At 63.8% G+C, this 15304-nt stretch carries 14 protein-coding genes; 8 read left to right on the forward strand and 6 right to left on the reverse strand.

Annotated features, from left to right (window positions below; translation table 11 throughout):
- Positions 1 to 156: 156 nt before the first annotated feature.
- From odhB to mdh, 5 genes are all read right to left on the reverse strand, one after another.
- On the reverse strand, positions 157 to 1650 hold the full coding sequence (odhB, locus tag Q1V43_RS08580) for a 2-oxoglutarate dehydrogenase complex dihydrolipoyllysine-residue succinyltransferase (RefSeq protein WP_300516543.1): 1494 nt from the start codon (positions 1648 to 1650) through the stop codon (positions 157 to 159).
- A 3-nt stretch (positions 1651 to 1653) separates the two neighbouring features.
- Positions 1654 to 4623, reverse strand: coding sequence for a 2-oxoglutarate dehydrogenase E1 component (locus Q1V43_RS08585; RefSeq protein ID WP_300516545.1), 2970 nt, complete (start codon positions 4621 to 4623; stop codon positions 1654 to 1656).
- Positions 4624 to 4686: 63 nt separating this feature from the next.
- On the reverse strand, positions 4687 to 5568 hold the full coding sequence (gene sucD / locus Q1V43_RS08590) for a succinate--CoA ligase subunit alpha (RefSeq protein ID WP_300516547.1): 882 nt from the start codon (positions 5566 to 5568) through the stop codon (positions 4687 to 4689).
- Between the two features lie 5 nt (positions 5569 to 5573).
- Positions 5574 to 6767, reverse strand: coding sequence for an ADP-forming succinate--CoA ligase subunit beta (sucC, locus tag Q1V43_RS08595; RefSeq protein WP_300516550.1), 1194 nt, complete (start codon positions 6765 to 6767; stop codon positions 5574 to 5576).
- 400 nt (positions 6768 to 7167) lie between these two features.
- Positions 7168 to 8130 (reverse strand): malate dehydrogenase, encoded by a 963-nt coding sequence (gene mdh, locus Q1V43_RS08600; protein ID WP_300516553.1) that lies wholly within the window; start codon positions 8128 to 8130, stop codon positions 7168 to 7170.
- A 159-nt stretch (positions 8131 to 8289) separates the two neighbouring features.
- Between mdh and Q1V43_RS08605 the strand changes: the two genes are divergently transcribed.
- Positions 8290 to 9048: a sulfite exporter TauE/SafE family protein gene (locus Q1V43_RS08605; RefSeq protein WP_300516555.1), complete on the forward strand. Its 759-nt coding sequence runs from the start codon at positions 8290 to 8292 to the stop codon at positions 9046 to 9048.
- 15 nt (positions 9049 to 9063) lie between these two features.
- On the opposite strand, the gene Q1V43_RS08610 is transcribed toward Q1V43_RS08605, so the two are convergent.
- On the reverse strand, positions 9064 to 9396 hold the full coding sequence (locus Q1V43_RS08610) for a hypothetical protein (RefSeq protein WP_300516557.1): 333 nt from the start codon (positions 9394 to 9396) through the stop codon (positions 9064 to 9066).
- A gap of 342 nt (positions 9397 to 9738) precedes the next feature.
- Between Q1V43_RS08610 and Q1V43_RS08615 the strand changes: the two genes are divergently transcribed.
- The 7 genes from Q1V43_RS08615 to Q1V43_RS08645 form a co-directional block, all read left to right on the forward strand.
- The gene (locus tag Q1V43_RS08615; protein ID WP_300516559.1) at positions 9739 to 10593 is read left to right on the forward strand and encodes a CoA ester lyase; all 855 of its coding nucleotides are present in this window, start codon (positions 9739 to 9741) and stop codon (positions 10591 to 10593) included.
- 28 nt (positions 10594 to 10621) lie between these two features.
- Positions 10622 to 11179: an NnrU family protein gene (locus Q1V43_RS08620; protein ID WP_300516560.1), complete on the forward strand. Its 558-nt coding sequence runs from the start codon at positions 10622 to 10624 to the stop codon at positions 11177 to 11179.
- A 120-nt stretch (positions 11180 to 11299) separates the two neighbouring features.
- The gene (locus Q1V43_RS08625; protein WP_300516564.1) at positions 11300 to 12334 is read left to right on the forward strand and encodes a MaoC family dehydratase; all 1035 of its coding nucleotides are present in this window, start codon (positions 11300 to 11302) and stop codon (positions 12332 to 12334) included.
- A gap of 6 nt (positions 12335 to 12340) precedes the next feature.
- Positions 12341 to 13327, forward strand: a complete 987-nt coding sequence (locus Q1V43_RS08630; RefSeq protein ID WP_300516567.1) for a DUF4344 domain-containing metallopeptidase — start codon at positions 12341 to 12343, stop codon at positions 13325 to 13327.
- 64 nt (positions 13328 to 13391) lie between these two features.
- On the forward strand, positions 13392 to 13775 hold the full coding sequence (gene sdhC / locus Q1V43_RS08635; protein WP_300516570.1) for a succinate dehydrogenase, cytochrome b556 subunit: 384 nt from the start codon (positions 13392 to 13394) through the stop codon (positions 13773 to 13775).
- Between the two features lie 10 nt (positions 13776 to 13785).
- Positions 13786 to 14163 (forward strand): succinate dehydrogenase, hydrophobic membrane anchor protein, encoded by a 378-nt coding sequence (gene sdhD / locus Q1V43_RS08640; RefSeq protein WP_300516573.1) that lies wholly within the window; start codon positions 13786 to 13788, stop codon positions 14161 to 14163.
- Positions 14164 to 14174: 11 nt separating this feature from the next.
- A partial coding sequence (locus Q1V43_RS08645; RefSeq protein WP_300516576.1) for an FAD-binding protein occupies positions 14175 to 15304 on the forward strand: 1130 nt, incomplete at its 3' end.

The following is a 15304-nucleotide window of genomic DNA, read 5'->3' on the forward strand; positions in this document are numbered from 1 at the left end:
AGAAGGCCACCGCGCGGTTTTCCCGGGCCGGATCCTTCCAGACATGCAGCGCCTTGATGCCCACGGCGCGGCGGTTCAAACGGTCCTGTTTGAACACGCCGTACCAGGCGTCAAAGTCGGCCACATCAGCCTGCCAGAGGACATGGGTCGCCATGATTACAGGTCCATCAGCAGGCGGCGGGGATCTTCCAGCGCTTCCTTCACGCGCACCAGGAAGGTCACGGCGCCTTTGCCATCGACGATGCGGTGGTCATAGGACAGGGCCAGGTACATCATCGGGCGGATCACCACCTGCCCATTGATCGCCATCGGGCGCTCCTGGATCTTGTGCATGCCCAGGATGCCCGACTGCGGCGGGTTCAGGATCGGCGAGGACATCAGCGAGCCATAGACCCCGCCGTTCGACAGGGTAAAGGTCCCGCCCTGCATTTCCTCCATGGAAAGCTTGCCGTCACGGGCACGACGGCCCTTCTCGGCGATCGCCTTTTCGATTGCGGCGAAGGACATGCTGTCGGCATCGCGGATGACCGGAACGACCAGGCCGGTGGGTGTACCGGCAGCGACACCCATATGCACGAAGTTCTTGTAAACGATGTCGGTGCCGTCGATCTCGGCGTTGACCTCGGGAACCTCTTTCAGCGCGTGGCAGCAGGCCTTGGTGAAGAAGGACATGAAGCCCAGGCGCACGCCGTGCTTCTTTTCGAACTGGTCCTTGTACTGGTTGCGCAGCGCCATGACCTCGGTCATGTCCACCTCGTTATAGGTGGTCAGCATGGCGGCGGTGTTCTGGCTGTCCTTCAGACGGCGCGCAATGGTCTGGCGCAGCCGGGTCATCTTGACGCGTTCCTCGCGGGCGGCGTCGTCGGCAGCGACCGGCGCGCGCGCAGCAGCCGGAGCGGGCGCGGCGGCGGGCTTCGGCGCGGTCAGGGCGGCCTGCACGTCATGCTTCATCACGCGACCATCACGGCCGGTGCCCTGCACGTCGGCGGCGTTCAGACCGGCCTCGGCCATCATCTTCTTGGCCGAGGGCGCATCTTCGACGCTCTTGCCCGAAGTGGCCGCAGCGGGCGCAGTGGCGGCGGCAGCCGGGGCGGCGGCAACGGCAGCACCCTCACCGGCCGAGACCACGGCCAGCCTGGCGGCGGCTTCGACCGTGGCACCTTCGGGGGCCAGGATCTCGGTCAGTACACCTGCGGCGGGCGACGGCACTTCGACGGACACCTTGTCGGTCTCCAGCTCGCAGAGCATTTCGTCCTGAGAAACCGCGTCACCAACCTGTTTGAACCAGGTCGACACGGTGGCCTCGGTCACGCTTTCGCCCAGCGCGGGCACCATGACGTCTACCGCCTGGGCGGCCGGGGCGGGGGCAGCGGCGGGGGCGCTTGCGGCGGCGGGGGCAGCGGCGGCACCGGCCCCTTCGCCGATCACGGCCAACAGCGCGTCGACACCCACGGTGTCGCCCTCACCGGCGACGATTTCGCCCAGCGTACCGGCGGCGGGCGACGGCACTTCGACAGTCACCTTGTCGGTTTCCAGCTCGCAGAGCATCTCATCCACCGCGACGGCCTCGCCCGGCTTCTTGAACCACGTGGCCACGGTGGCCTCGGTCACGCTCTCACCCAGAGTGGGGACCCTGACTTCAATGCTCATGGTTTAGTTTCCTTCCAAGTTGAGCGCGTCGTTCACCAGCGCTTCCTGTTGTGCCTTGTGCTGGCTTGCGAGACCGGTGGCCGGCGAGGCCGAGGCCGGACGGCCAGCGTATTTCGGGCGGGTGATCTTCGCGTTGATGCGGGTCAGCACCCATTCGATGTTGGGTTCCATGAAGGTCCAGGAGCCCTGGTTCTTGGGCTCCTCCTGGCACCAGACGTAGTCCGCGTTCGGGAAGCGTTCGAGCTCCTTGATCAGCGCGTGCGCCGGGAACGGATAGAACTGTTCGACCCGCATCAGGTAGACATCGTCCAGCCCACGCGAGTCGCGTTCCTCCAGCAGGTCGTAATAGACCTTGCCCGCACACATCACCACGCGCTTGATCTTGTCGTCCTTGGCCAGCTTGGTGTCCGAATTGCCCTTCTGTGCGTCATCCCAGAGGACGCGGTGGAAGCTCGACCCGGTGGTGAAGTCCTCGGCCGTCGAGACGCACATCTTGTGACGCAGAAGCGACTTCGGCGTCATCAGGATCAGGGGCTTGCGGAACGAGCGGTGCATCTGGCGGCGCAGGATGTGGAAGTAGTTCGCGGGGGTCGAACAGTTGGCCACGATCCAGTTGTCGCCGCCGCACATCTGCAGGAAGCGTTCCAGACGGGCCGAGCTGTGCTCCGGCCCCTGCCCTTCGAACCCGTGCGGCAGCAGCACCGTCAGGCCCGACATGCGCAGCCATTTGCTTTCACCCGAGCTGATGAACTGGTCGAACATGATCTGCGCGCCATTGGCGAAATCGCCGAACTGGGCTTCCCACAGGACCAGCGCATTGGGTTCGGCCAGCGAGTAGCCGTATTCGAAACCCAGCACCGCGTATTCCGACAGCATGGAGTCGATGACCTCATACTTGGCCTGCCCCTCGCGGATGTTGTTCAGCGGGTAGTAACGCTCTTCGCTCTCCTGGTTGATGAAGCCCGAATGGCGCTGACTGAAGGTGCCGCGGGTGGCGTCCTGACCGGACAGGCGCACCGGGTAGCCTTCGGTTTGCAGCGACCCGAAGGCCAGTGCCTCGGCGGTCGCCCAGTCGAACCCCTTGCCGCTTTCGAACATCTTGGCCTTGGCGTCCAGAAGCCGCCCCACGGTCTTGTGCAGCGGAAAACCGTCCGGCGCGGTGCTCAGGGCCTTGCCGATCTCGGCCAGGGTTTCGGGTTTGATGGCGGTTGCACCGCGCTGGTATTCCTCGCCCTGGCGGTTCATGTGCGACCAGCGCCCGTCCAGCCAGTCGGCCTTGTTGGGCTTGTAATCCTTGCCGGCCTCGAACTCTTCGTTCAGATGGGCCTGGAAGGCGGTCTTCATGTCGTCGATCTCGCCCTCGGGGATGAGGCCATCCTTGACCAGCCGCTCGGTATAGAGCTGCAGCGTGGTCTTGTGGGTCTTGATCTTCTTGTACATCACCGGGTTGGTGAACATCGGCTCATCGCCTTCGTTGTGACCGAAGCGGCGATAGCAGAACATGTCGATGACAACGTCTTTCTGGAATTTCTGGCGGAATTCCGTCGCGACCTTGGCGGCGTGCACCACGGCTTCCGGGTCATCGCCGTTCACGTGGAAGATCGGCGCTTCCACCATCAGGGCGATGTCGGTCGGATAGGGCGAGGAACGCGAGAAGTGCGGCGCGGTGGTGAAACCGATCTGGTTGTTCACGACGATATGCATGGTGCCACCGGTCTTGTGACCGACCAGGCCCGACAGGCCGAAGCCCTCGGCCACGACACCCTGGCCCGCGAAGGCCGCGTCACCGTGCAGCAAAACCGGCAAAACCTGATCGCGGACTTTGTCGCCCAACTGTTCCTGCTTGGCGCGCACCTTGCCCAGGACGACCGGGTTCACGGCTTCCAGGTGCGAAGGGTTGGCGGTCAGCGACAGGTGCACCTTGTTGTTGTCGAACTCGCGGTCCGAGCTGGCACCCAGGTGGTATTTCACGTCGCCCGACCCATCCACGTCCTCGGGCTTGAAGCTGCCGCCCTGGAATTCGTTGAAGATCGCGCGATAGGGCTTGGCCATCACATTGGCCAGCACCGACAGGCGGCCGCGGTGCGGCATGCCGATGACGACTTCCTTCAGGCCCAGCGCACCGCCGCGCTTGATGATCTGTTCCATGGCAGGGATCAGCGCCTCGCCACCGTCCAGACCGAACCGCTTGGTGCCCATGTATTTCACATGCAGGAACTTCTCGAACCCTTCGGCCTCGACCAGCTTGTTCAGGATCGCCTTGCGGCCCTCCCGGGTGAACTGGATTTCCTTGCCGAAACCCTCGATCCGCTCCTTCAGCCAGGCGGCCTGTTCGGGGTTCGAAATGTGCATGTACTGCAGCGCGAAAGTGCCGCAGTAGGTGCGTTTCACGATCTCCAGGATCTGGCGCATCGAGGCGATCTGCAGCCCCAGCACGTTGTCGATGAAGATCGGACGATCCATGTCGGCATCGGTAAAACCGTAGCTTTTCGGGTCCAGCTCGGGATGCGGGGTCTTGTCGCGCATGTCCAGCGGGTCCAGATCGGCGATCAGGTGGCCGCGGATGCGGTAGGCGCGGATGATCATCAGAGCGCGGATCGAATCCAGCACCGCGCGCTTGATCTGCTCTTCCGAGACCTCGACGCCCTTTTCCTGGGCCTTCTCGACGATCTTCTTGCCAGCGGCCTTGGCCTCCTTGGCCGGAGGCTCCTCGGGCCACATGCCATCCAGGCTGTGCACCCAGTCACCGGTCGGCGCGGGCGGCCAGTCGCCGCGCGCCCAGCTGGGCCCGGCGGCCTCGGCTTTCACATCCAGCTCATTGTCCCCCAATTCGGCAAAAAAGGCCTGCCAGGCCTCGTCCACCGCGGTGGGATCTTTCGCATATTGTGCATAGAGCTGTTCGAGATATTCGGCATTGTGCCCCTGCATGAAGCTTGAGGCGTGGAAAATCTCGTTCGGGCTTTGGTCCGTCATGGCATCACCTGAAAGGTTGGAAAACGCGCGCCAGGCAGGGGCCGGGCGCGCGTAGGAAGTGTGTTAGCCGATCGCCTTCAGAACGGCTTCGCCCAGGGTGGCGGGGCTGTCGGCGACAACGATCCCGGCGGCTTTCATCGCCTCGATCTTGTCTTCCGCACCGCCCTTGCCACCGGCGACGATCGCGCCCGCGTGGCCCATGCGGCGGCCCGGAGGCGCCGTGCGGCCGGCGATAAAGCCCGCGACGGGCTTCCAACGGCCCTTCTTCTTCTGTTCGGCCAGGAACTCGGCGGCCTCTTCTTCGGCCGAGCCGCCGATCTCACCGATCATGATGATCGACTGGGTCTCGTCGTCGTCCAGGAACATGTCCAGCACGTCGATGTGCTCGGTGCCCTTGATCGGGTCGCCACCGATGCCGACGGCGGTCGACTGGCCCAGGCCGATGTCGGCGGTCTGCTTGACGGCCTCATAGGTCAGGGTGCCCGAGCGGCTGACGACGCCGACCGAGCCACGCTTGTGGATGTGGCCGGGCATGATGCCGATCTTGCAGGCGTCCGGGGTGATGATGCCGGGGCAGTTCGGGCCGATCAGGCGGCTCGACGAGGTTTCCAGCGCGCGTTTCACGCGCATCATGTCCAGCACCGGGATGCCTTCGGTGATGCAGACGATCAGCTCCATCTCGGCGTCGATCGCTTCCAGGATCGAATCCGCGGCGAAGGGCGGCGGCACGTAGATCACCGAGGCGTTGGCTTCGGTCACGGCCTTGGCTTCATGCACCGAGTTGAACACGGGCAGGTCCAGGTGCGACTGGCCACCCTTGCCCGGCGTCACACCGCCGACCATCTTGGTGCCATAGGCGATAGCATGTACCGAGTGGAAGGTGCCTTGCGAGCCGGTAAAGCCCTGGCAGATCACCTTGGTGTTTTCATCAACGAGAATTGCCATGGATCTTAACCTTTCACCGCTTTCACGATTTTTTCTGCACCGTCCGACAGGTTGTCGGCGGCGATGACGTTCAGGCCGGAGGTATTGATGATCTCCTTGCCCTGCTCGACGTTGGTGCCTTCGAGGCGCACGACCAGCGGAACCTGCAAGCCGACTTCCTTCACGGCCGCGACCACGCCCTCGGCGATCACGTCACAGCGCATGATGCCGCCGAAGATGTTCACCAGGATGCCTTTGACGTTCGGGTCCGAGGTGATGATCTTGAAGGCTTCGGTGACTTTCTCCTTGGTCGCACCGCCGCCCACGTCCAGGAAGTTGGCCGGTTCCGCACCGTAGAGCTTGATGATGTCCATCGTCGCCATGGCCAGGCCGGCGCCATTCACCATGCAGCCGATTTCACCGTCCAGAGCGATGTAGTTCAGGTCGTATTTCGACGCTTCCAGCTCTTTCGGGTCTTCTTCGGTCTCGTCGCGCAGCTCGGCCACGTCAGGGTGGCGGTAGACGGCATTGCCGTCAAAGCCCAGCTTGGCGTCCAGCAGTTTCAGGTCGCCGTTTTCCATGACGATCAGCGGGTTGATCTCCAGCATCTCCATGTCCTTCTCGACGAAGGCCTTGTAGAGCTGACCCAGCAGCTTGACGCACTGTTTGACCTGGGCGCCTTCCAGCTCAAGAGCGAAGGCGACGCGGCGGCCATGGTAGGGCATGTAGCCGGTGGCCGGATCGATCGAGAACGACAGGATCTTTTCCGGGGTCGAGGCGGCGACTTCCTCGATGTCCATCCCGCCTTCGGTCGAGGCAACGATCGAGATGCGCGAGGTCTGACGGTCCACCAGGAAGGCAAGGTACAGTTCGCGCGAGATGTCGGACCCGTCCTCGATGTAGATGCGGTTCACCTGCTTGCCGGCCGGGCCGGTCTGATGCGTGACCAGGGTGCGGCCCAGCATCTTCTTGGCTTCCTCGGCGGCCTCTTCGACCGACTTGGCCAGGCGCACGCCGCCCTTCTCGCCGGCATCGGCTTCCTTGAAGGAGCCCTTGCCGCGGCCACCGGCGTGGATCTGGGCTTTGACGACCCAGAGCGGTCCGTCCAGTTCACCGGCGGCGGTCTTGGCGTCTTCGGCTTTCAGCACGACACGGCCGTCCGAGACGGGCGCGCCATAGGACTTCAGCAGGGCCTTGGCCTGATATTCATGGATATTCACGAGCAGTTCCTCGTCCTGTTGTGGTTTCAGGCAGAATGCACAACCGGATTCGATGAAGAAAACGTTTTTTGCTTAAAAACGGCATTTCACAGCATTTTCGCGCATTTTGTGATCACACCTCCGAAAGCTGTGATCACAAACACAGAATGCCAGAGTGATTCGGCGGCACCCGGTCAATCTCCGTTAGGAATTTCCGGTAACGCAAACATGACAGACGCCACGCGCTCCAGCGTGTCAGCCCGTCATCAGCAGGCCGGCAACACCCGTTTTGGCAGATGCGACAACCCTGCACTCCAGGCCGTGTCAAAGCGCACCGTTCGGCGGAATCCTCTCCGAAACGGCAAAAGGCCGGGCAGATGCCCGGCCTTTCCCGTTTTCACTGTCCGGCGTCGCGCGCGGTTCAGGTCAGCGACGGGTCGATGCCCTTGCACGCCTCGACCAGGCCGCTCACGGCTTCGACCGACTTGTCGAACATGGCCTGTTCGTCCTTGTTCATCTTGATGTCGACGATGCGCTCGATGCCACCGGCACCGATCACGGTCGGCACGCCGACATACATGCCCTTCAAGCCCAATGCGCCGTCCACGTAGGCGGCACAGGGCAGCAGGCGCTTTTGGTCTTTCAGATAGGCTTCGGCCATTTCGATTGCCGAGGCGGCCGGGGCGTAATAAGCCGAGCCGGTCTTCAGCAGGCCGACAATCTCGGCGCCACCGTCACGGGTGCGCTGGATGATCGCGTCCAGTTTTTCCTGGGTGGTCCAGCCCATCGCGACCAGGTCGGGCAGCGGGATGCCGCCAACGGTCGAATAGCGGGCCAGCGGCACCATGGTGTCGCCGTGGCCACCCAGCACGAAGGCGGTGACGTCTTTCATCGACACGTCGAATTCCACCGACAGGAAGTGGCGGAAACGGGCCGAGTCCAGCACGCCGGCCATGCCGACGACTTTCTCGTGCGGCAGGCCCGAGAATTCACGCAGCGCCCAGACCATCGCGTCCAGCGGGTTGGTGATGCAGATCACGAACGCGTCCGGGGCGTGTTCCTTGATGCCTTCGCCGACCGATTTCATGACCTTCAGGTTGATGCCCAGCAGGTCGTCGCGGCTCATGCCCGGCTTGCGCGGCACACCGGCGGTGACGATGCAGACATCGGCGCCGGCGATGTCGGCGTAATCCGTGGTGCCCGACAGGTTGGCGTCGATACGATCGACCGGGCCGCTTTCGGCGATGTCCAGGGCCTTGCCCTGCGGGATGCCGTCGGCAATGTCGAACAGGACGATGTCGCCCAGTTCCTTCAGGGCCGCCAGGTGGGCAAGGGTGCCGCCGATCATGCCGCTGCCGATAAGGGCGATTTTGGGTCTGGCCATGGGTTTTGTCTCCGGGTCAGTTTGAAATTCGCCCGCATGCCTAGTCCGATTGCGGTTGCAAAGCAAGTGTGCCGCGCTGCGGCATGACCGGCCCCTTGTATCCCATTGCATACGCAGGTAGCGCTAAAGGGCAACAAATGCGACGTTTTCGGAGCGATCATGCCCGAGGTTCTGGACCTGACATTCTTTGCCTTTGCCATCCCCGCGGTGATCTTCGCGGGGGTCTCCAAGGGCGGCTTCGGCTCCGGCGCGGCCTTTGCGGCGACGCCGTTGCTGGCTCTGATTCTGGAGCCGGGCGCAGCCATTGGCCTGATGTTACCACTTCTGATGCTGATGGATGTGACCGCCTTGCGGCCCTATTGGAAACAGTGGCATGGGCCCTCGGCGTGGATGCTGATCCTGGGCGCGGTCCCGGGCGTGGTGCTGGGGGCTCTGATCTACAAGGCGGTGGACCCTGACCTGTTTCGCCTGCTGATCGGGCTGGTGGCGCTGGGGTTCGTGGCGTTCCAGGCGGCGGTCAGGCTGCGGCTCTGGGTGCCGTCGGGGCGGCACCTGCCGGATCGGGCCGGGCTGATCGCGGGGGCGGTCGGCGGATTGACCAGTTTCATCAGCCACGCAGGCGGTCCACCGGCGGCGGTGTTCCTGCTGAGCCGCGGGCTGGACAAGACCACCTACCAGGCCACCACGGTCATTGCCTTCTGGGCCATCAACCTGATGAAATCCATCCCCTATGCCTTTCTGGGGATCTTTACCTGGCAGACGGCAAAGGCGGACCTGTTCCTGATCCCTTTCGCGGTCCTTGGTGTCTGGCTGGGCGTCCTGGCGCACCGGGTGTTTTCCGAACGCGCCTATTTCGCCCTGACCTATGCGCTTCTGGTGGTGACAGGGAGCAAACTGGTGTTCGACGCGCTGACCTGACGTTGCGGGCGGGGCTCAGACCGGATCACCCAGCATCGCCGGAGTCAGGCCCTCGTCCAGACGTTCGAAGTTCTGTCCGGCGGCCACCAGGCACATCATGCCGTTGGGCAGGGTCACGGTAATGGCCCAGGAGCCGCTGTCCTCGCTGGCGAATACCTCGACCACCTGATTGTTCGCGGCCAGGCCGATCGACTGACGGACCTCGCCATATGTGCCCGACAGGCGCTCCAGAACCCGGTCGCGCGCGGCGCAGTTGTCGCTCTGTGCAGACAGCGGACCGGCCGAAAGAAGAATCGCGCCGACGCCAAGGCCCATCGCACTCACCTGCGCAAGGATCTGCTGTTTCATGGGTCATTCCTTTTCAAAAATCGGACATGATTCCACCGGGCCATCCGAGCGCATGTCAGCGCACGGCGGCTAAACCGTCCCCGTTGTCGTCAAGGTGCCGAGCCTGTTCCCGTGTCAAACGGCGGCCATCCGCGGGCCCTCCCGTCGCTCGGCGTGTTTCCAAAGCCTGCGCCAAAGAGGCAAAGAACTGGTTAATCACCCGTTCAGGGCGGATTTGACGCGGGCCGCCCCCGCCGCCGACAGGAACGCAGCGTAAAATTTCTGCAGCGCGGCAAAAATGCCCTTGCGGATTCATGCGCACATGTGGTCCCTTGCGCAACAATATTGCGGAGACACAGAATCATGACCCAGACCCTGCGCCCCTACCGTTCGGTTCTCTATATTCCCGGCTCGAAAACCCGTGCGCTCGAAAAGGCGCGCAGCCTGCCTGCCGATGCGATCATCTTCGACCTCGAGGACGCCGTGGCGCCCGACGCCAAGGTCGAGGCCCGCGCCATCCTGCGTACCGAGCTGGACAAGGGCGGTTACGGCAACCGGGCCAGGATCGTGCGCATCAACGGGTTCGACACCGACTGGGGCAAGGATGATGTGGCGGCCATGGTGGGTGCCGACATCGACGCCATCCTGATGCCGAAAGTGGACAGCGCCGCGCAACTCGACGAACTCGCCGCCCTGATCCCCGACGTGGACCTCTGGGCGATGATGGAAACGCCCCTTGGCATGCTGAACGCGGCCGAGATCGCCGCCCACCCACGGCTCAAGGGTTTCGTCATGGGCACCAATGACCTGGCCAAGGAGCTGAACACGCGTTTCCGCGCCGACCGCCTGCCGATGATGGGCGGTCTGCACCTGTGCCTGCTGGCCGCCAAGGCCCATGGGGTGGTCGCCATCGACGGTGTCTACAACGCTTTCAAGGACGCGGACGGCTTGCGCGCCGAATGCGATCAGGGCCGCGACATGGGGTTTGACGGCAAGACCCTGATCCACCCCGCCCAGCTGGAGGTCGCCAACGCCGCCTTCGCGCCCTCCGAGACCGAAACAGACCTTGCCCGCCGCCAGATCGCCGCCTTCGAAGAGGCAGAGGCCGCCGGGCAGGGCGTGGCCGTGGTGGATGGAAAGATCGTCGAGAATCTGCATATCGTCACCGCGAAGGCTCTGCTGGCGAAGGCAGATGCCATTGCCGCCCTGGAGGGCTGATCCCTCCCGGGCCGACATGGAGGCAGACATGACCTGGCTGATCATCGGCATCGCGCTCTGGTATACGGGGCATCTGTGGAAACGCCTGGCGCCCGGGTTGCGTGACGGGCTCGGCGACAAGGGACGCGGGGTTTCCGCGCTGATCATCCTTGCCGGGTTGATCCTTATGATCGTCGGCGTGCGCGGCGCGGATTTCATCCCGCTCTACACCCCTCTGCCCGGCATGGGCCACCTGGTGAACCTTCTGATGCTGGTGTCGGTGTTTATGTTCGGCGCGGGCGAGGCCTCGGGCGTGACGAAAACCAAGCTGCGTCACCCGATGCTGACCGGCATGTTCATCTGGGCGGGGTCGCACCTGTTGGTGAACGGAGACCTCATTACCGTGGTTCTGTTTGCCTCCCTGGCCATCTGGGCCGTGCTGGAGATGCTCATCATCAACCGCGCCGAACCCGACTGGACCCGGCCCGAACGCGGGCCCTTTGCAAAGGACCTCAAGCTCGCCCTCGTCACCGTCATGCTCTATGCGATCATCTCCTTTGCGCATTTCTGGCTGGGCTACCACCCGTTCCTGGGCACCTATGGATGAGGGCGCGGGCGTGAAACTCTATCGACTTCCGACCGGGGACGGTGCGCGGGCCTTCTGCCGCAGGATGATCGGGGAGACCCCCGGCACCCCTACCCCCGACCTCAAACTTGGAGACCAGTGATGGCGAAAACCAATCCGGGCCGCTTTTTCGAAGACTATCGCATCGGCGAGACCATCGCCCACGCCGTGCCGCGCACCGTGTCGGGGGGCGAGCGGGCGCTCTACCACGCGCTCTACCCGGCCCGCCATGCGCTTTACAGCTCGGATGAATTCGCCCGCGAGTGCGGTATGGATGGCGCGCCGATCGACGATCTGGCCGCCTTCCACCTGGTTTTCGGCAAGACCGTGCCGGACGTGTCGCTGAACGCGGTGGCCAATCTGGGCTATGCCGAAGGCCGCTGGCTGAAACCGGTCTACCCGGGCGACACGCTGCGGTCGACCTCGCAGGTGATCGGACTCAAGCAGAATTCCAACGGCAAATCCGGCGTGGTCTGGGTGCGCACCCGTGGGCTGAACCAGAATGACGAGGAGGTGCTGGACTACATCCGTTGGGTCATGGTGCGCAAACGCGATCTGGAGGCACCCGCCCCCGACACGCTGATCCCCGAGCTGAAACCGGCGCTCGCCGCCTCCGATCTGGTGATCCCCGAAGGGCTCGACTTCGGCCGCTACGATTTCACCCTGGCCGGCGAACGCCACCGCTGGGGCGACTATGAGGTCGGCGAGAAGATCGACCATGTGGACGGCGTCACCGTTGAGGAGGCCGAACACATGATGGCCACCCGCCTGTGGCAGAACACCGCGAAAGTGCATTTCGACGCCACCAACCGCCCCGACGGCAAACGCCTGATCTATGGCGGGCACGTGATCTCGATGGCCCGCACCCTGTCCTTCAACGGTCTGGCCAACGCGCAGATGATCGTCGGCCTGAACGCCGGGGCGCACGCGAACCCCTGTTTTTCGGGCGATACGATCCGCGCCTGGTCCGAGGTTCTGGACAAGGCCGAAACCTCTGCCCCCGGGGTCGGCGCCATCCGCCTGCGTCTTGTCGCGGTGAAACACGGTGCCCCCGCCTTCGCTCTGAAGGGCGAGGATGGGAAATACCTGCCCGAAGTGATGCTGGACCTTGACTACTGGGCGCTCATGCCGGTGTGATGAGGCATGTCCCGCCTTGCTCCCGTTCTTTTGACGCTGCTGCTTGCCGCCCCCGTGTTCGCGGGCGGCAAGGGGGACGATGTTGCCCCGCGCGAACGGGTGCCGGACGAGGATCTGCTGCCGCCCACAGTGACATTCGGGGATGACGGGGCCGTCGCCACCGCGACCCGCCCCGTCATTACGCCGCGCCAGCGTTTCGTGCAGTCCAGTATCATCGAAACGCTCTATCACGAGCTGGGCCACGCGCTGATCGACATTCTCGACCTTCCTATCTTCGGGTCCGAGGAATTCGCCGCCGACGTCTTTTCCGTCATTCTGATGAACCGCCTCCACGACGAGGACGGCGCGATCCGTCTGGCCTATGACGCCGCCGGCGCCTATTCCGAGGATGCCCAGCGCGCCCAGCGGCGGGGCGAGGAAAACGCCGAATGGGATATCCACGGCTCCGATCTTCAGCGCTATTACAACCTCGTCTGCCTGTTCTACGGCGCCGCACCGGACGAACGCGAGGACATGGCCCAGGAACTGGGCCTGCCCGAGCAACGCGCGCAGACCTGTCCCGAGGAATTCGACCTCGTCGACCGTTCCTGGGGCGGGGTGCTGGACAAACTCGCGGTGGGCACACCTGGAAAATCGATCACGATGGACTGGGTGTTGCGCGAGGACGATGCGCTGACCGTATTCGTCACCGGCGAGGTGGCGCGGCTGAACCGGGTCATGCGCCTGCCCGAGAACCTGGCCGTTTCCGTCATCCCTGCGACGAGGTCAACGCCTTCTACGACCCCGGCAAGCGCGAGATCATCATGTGCACCGAATACGCCACCCATCTGGGCCGGCTGTTCGACTGAGTCCATCAAACTTCGCCCAATTTCGCGCCAGTTTGCCGCGAGTCGCGAAATTCGTGATCACAGCCGCGCAGCTTGTGATCACGAATTCGGCCAAACCGTCGCTGTTAGCGCAAATATCATCCCTTTACGACCTCTTCGCGCGTGACTCCGTCATAAAAACCGTTATTCCTGTGACAAAGCCGAAACAAGACAGAGAAGGGGGCTATTCAATGGCCGACGTGAACCGGGGCAATCGCCCGCTGTCACCCCACGTATCGATCTACCGCATGCCACTGAATGCGGTCTTGTCGATCACGCACCGCATCACCGGCGTGGGCATGTCTCTCGCAAGCGTGCTGATCGTCTGGTACTTCCTCGCCGCCGCCACCTCCGAGGCTTATTTCGACACCGCAAGCTGGGTGCTGACCTCATTCCTCGGCGATCTGATCATGCTGGGCTCGCTGATGGCGATCTGGTATCATTTCTGTTCCGGCATCCGTCACCTGGTCTGGGACACGGGTTCCGGCCTCGGCCAGCGTCGCGTGCAGCGCTCGGGCATCACCGCGCTGATCGCGGCCGCCGTGCTGACCCTCATCACCATCATTCTGGCGTAAGGAGGCAACCATGCGTTACCTGACCGACCGCAAACGCGTCCGTGGCCTGGGTTCGGCCAAATCCGGCACCGCCCATTTCTGGGAACAGCGCCTCAGCGCCATCGCTCTGGTGGTCCTGACCCCGCTTTTCGTGATCCCGTTTGCCTACAACCTGGGCGGCAGCCACGCGGACATCCTGGCCGCCTACGGCCACCCGGTGAACGCGATCATCGCCATCGCCTTCATCCTCACCGCCTTTCTGCACCTGTTTCAGGGCCTGCAGGTGGTGATCGAAGACTACGTGCATGGCCGCACCGAGATCGTGCTGATCATCACCGCGCGCCTCACCTGCTCGCTCTTCGCCCTCGCCGGCACTTTCTCCATCCTGAAAATCGCGTTCACCGCGTAAGAGGCTGACCAATGACCGAATACCAATACGAGACGCATGAATATGACGTCGTGGTGGTGGGCGCCGGTGGCGCCGGCCTGCGCGCCACGCTGGGCATGGCCGAACAGGGTCTGCGCACCGCCTGCGTGACCAAGGTCTTCCCGACCCGCTCGCACACCGTGGCCGCCCAGGGTGGCATCGCCGCCTCGCTGTCGAACATGGGCCCGGACCACTGGCAGTGGCACATGTATGACACCGTGAAGGGCTCCGACTGGCTGGGCGACACCGACGCGATGGAATACCTCGCCCGCGAGGCGCCCAAGGCGGTGTATGAACTGGAACACTATGGTGTGCCGTTTTCCCGCACCGAGGAAGGCAAGATCTACCAGCGTCCCTTCGGCGGCCACACCACCGAATTCGGCGAAGGCCCCGCCGTGCAGCGCACCTGCGCCGCCGCCGACCGCACCGGCCACGCCATCCTGCACACGCTCTACGGCCAGTCGCTGAAGAACAACGCCGAATTCTACATCGAATATTTCGCCATCGACCTGATCATGTCCGAGGACGGGCAGTGCCAGGGCGTGGTGTGCTGGAAGCTCGATGACGGCACTTTCCACGTGTTCAACGCCAAGATGGTCGTGCTGGCCACCGGTGGTTACGGGCGCGCCTATTTCTCGGCCACCTCGGCTCACACCTGCACCGGCGACGGTGGCGGCATGGTGGCCCGCGCGGGCCTGGCCCTGCAGGACATGGAGTTCGTGCAGTTCCACCCGACCGGCATCTACGGCTCGGGCTGCCTGATCACCGAAGGGGCGCGCGGCGAGGGCGGCTACCTGACCAACTCCGAAGGCGAACGGTTCATGGAGCGTTACGCGCCCCAGTACAAGGACCTGGCGCCGCGCGACTACGTTTCCCGCTCGATGACCATGGAAATCCGCGAAGGCCGCGGCGTGGGGGCGGAAGGTGATCACATCTTCCTGAACCTCAACCACCTGCCCGCCGAAGCGCTGGCCGAACGCCTGCCCGGTATCTCGGAAAGCGCCAAGATCTTTGCCGGTGTGGACGTGACCAAGGAACCGATCCCGGTCCTGCCCACCGTGCACTACAACATGGGCGGTGTGCCGACCAACTACTGGGGCGAGGTGCTGAACCCGACCGAAAA

The organism is Aliiroseovarius sp. (assembly GCF_030148435.1).
Lineage (GTDB): Bacteria > Pseudomonadota > Alphaproteobacteria > Rhodobacterales > Rhodobacteraceae > JASBTN01.